The organism is Pseudoxanthobacter sp., assembly GCF_036822375.1.
Lineage (GTDB): Bacteria > Pseudomonadota > Alphaproteobacteria > Rhizobiales > Segnochrobactraceae > Pseudoxanthobacter.
Window position 1 is genome coordinate 5130 of record NZ_DAISHT010000148.1, and the last position, 1509, is coordinate 6638.

At 72.0% G+C, this 1509-nt stretch carries 2 protein-coding genes; both read right to left on the reverse strand.

Going from position 1 to position 1509, the window contains the following annotated elements; all coding sequences use genetic code 11:
• Window positions 1–43 precede the first annotated feature (43 nt).
• Window positions 44–520, reverse strand: a complete 477-nt coding sequence (locus tag V7067_RS12915) for a cupin domain-containing protein (protein WP_334176311.1) — start codon at window positions 518–520, stop codon at window positions 44–46.
• Window positions 517–1311 carry a hydroxyacylglutathione hydrolase gene (gene gloB, locus V7067_RS12920; RefSeq protein ID WP_334176312.1) on the reverse strand — a complete coding sequence of 265 codons (795 nt, stop codon included), beginning with the start codon at window positions 1309–1311 and terminating at the stop codon, window positions 517–519. Before gloB ends, V7067_RS12915 begins: the two co-directional genes overlap by 4 nt.
• Between the last annotated feature and the right edge of the window lie 198 nt (window positions 1312–1509).

Sequence of the window (1509 nt, forward strand, 5' to 3'; positions counted from 1 at the left end):
ATCGGGACAGAACGCATGGAAAGACCGGCCGGGCCGGCGCGCCTCAGACCGCCGGCGGGGGCGTGACCGGTGCGCGGGCCGGCGAGCCCGGCGCCCAGCCGGGCGGGGCCAGCTCAAACCCCTCGAAGCGGAAGCCCGGCGCCACGGTGCAGCCGACCAGCGTCCACGCCCCCAGCGAACGGGCCGCCTGCCACTGGCCGCGCGGCACGATGCCCTGCGGCCGTTCGCCGGCCGCCAGATCCGGTCCCAGACGCAGGTTCGCCGGATCGGCAGCGGCATTTTCCGCCACCTCCAGAATGAGCGGCGCGCCGGCATGCCAGTGCCAGATCTCCACGGCATCCACCCGGTGCCAGTGCGAGCGCGCGCCCGCCGGCAGCAGGAAATAGATCGCGGTGGAGAAGGCGCGCCCGCCGGCCGGGTCGGCATCGCGGAAGGTCTCGCGGTAGAACCCGCCTTCGGGATGCGGCCGGAGGCCGAGAAGCGCGATGACCTCGGGGGCGGAAAGCCCGGCCGGGATCATCGGAAACTGTCCTTGCGGGCACGCACGGCAGCAAACACCGCCGCCGGTGCCGCGCCTTCCAGATCGACCGCCGCGGCCACCGACGGTGTGTCGGCGCGCAGGAACGGGCTCGTCGCCTTTTCCTCGCCCATGGTGAAGGGCAGCGTCGGCCGGCCGGCGGCACGCAGTGCCTCGATGGTGCGGGCGCGGGCCGCGAGAGCCTCGTTGCCGGGGTCGATGGTCAGCGCGAAACGGGCATTGGCCAGCGTGTATTCGTGGCCGCAATAGATGCGGGTGTCGTCGGGCAGTTCTTCGCGCAGCCGCTTCAGCGAGGCCCACATGGTCTGGGCCGTTCCCTCGAACAGCCGCCCGCAGCCGAGCGCGAACAGCGTGTCGCCGGTGAAGGCGAGCTTTTCATCCGGCAGATAATAGCTGAGCGGGCCGGCCGTGTGGCCGGGCGTGGCAATGGCGCGGATGCGGAACGGACCGACGCGGAACTCCGCCCCGTCGTCCAGCGCCACGTCCAGATCGGGCATCTGCGCGGCCTCGGCCGCCGGGCCGATCAGCTTTGCCCCGGTGGCGGCCGAAAGCACGCCCGCCGCCCCGGTGTGGTCACCATGGTGATGGGTGAGCAGGATGGCATCGAGCGTCCAGCCCGCCTGATCCAGCACCGCCAGAACGGCGCCCTCTTCCGGGGCATCGACGAGGAAGGTGGTGCCGGGGCCGTCTTCCGCACCGCGGTGCACCAGAACGGCGTAGTTGTCGCTGAGACAGGGCACGAGGCGGATGTCTGCGGTGCTGGCCACGGCCATGGGCACTCCCCGGGGAAAGGGCTGGATGCGAATCGCTGTCAGCAGCGACCGGCCGCGCGGGCGGCCGGCAGAAGGCGGGCCGACTCTAATGCCCTTTGGCGCCCTTTGGAAACCGCCCGCGGGCGACAAAATCGGCGCCGGCCCGCGTCTGGCACTGGAAAGTCCCGCCGCAACACGCCACCTTGGGAACCGCAGGCC

Coding starts and splice junctions, on each gene's coding strand:
- V7067_RS12915 (WP_334176311.1), bottom strand. CDS start 520: ATGATCCCGGCCGGGCTTTCCGCCCCCGAGGTCATCGCGCTTCTCGGC.
- gloB (WP_334176312.1), bottom strand. CDS start 1,311: ATGGCCGTGGCCAGCACCGCAGACATCCGCCTCGTGCCCTGTCTCAGC.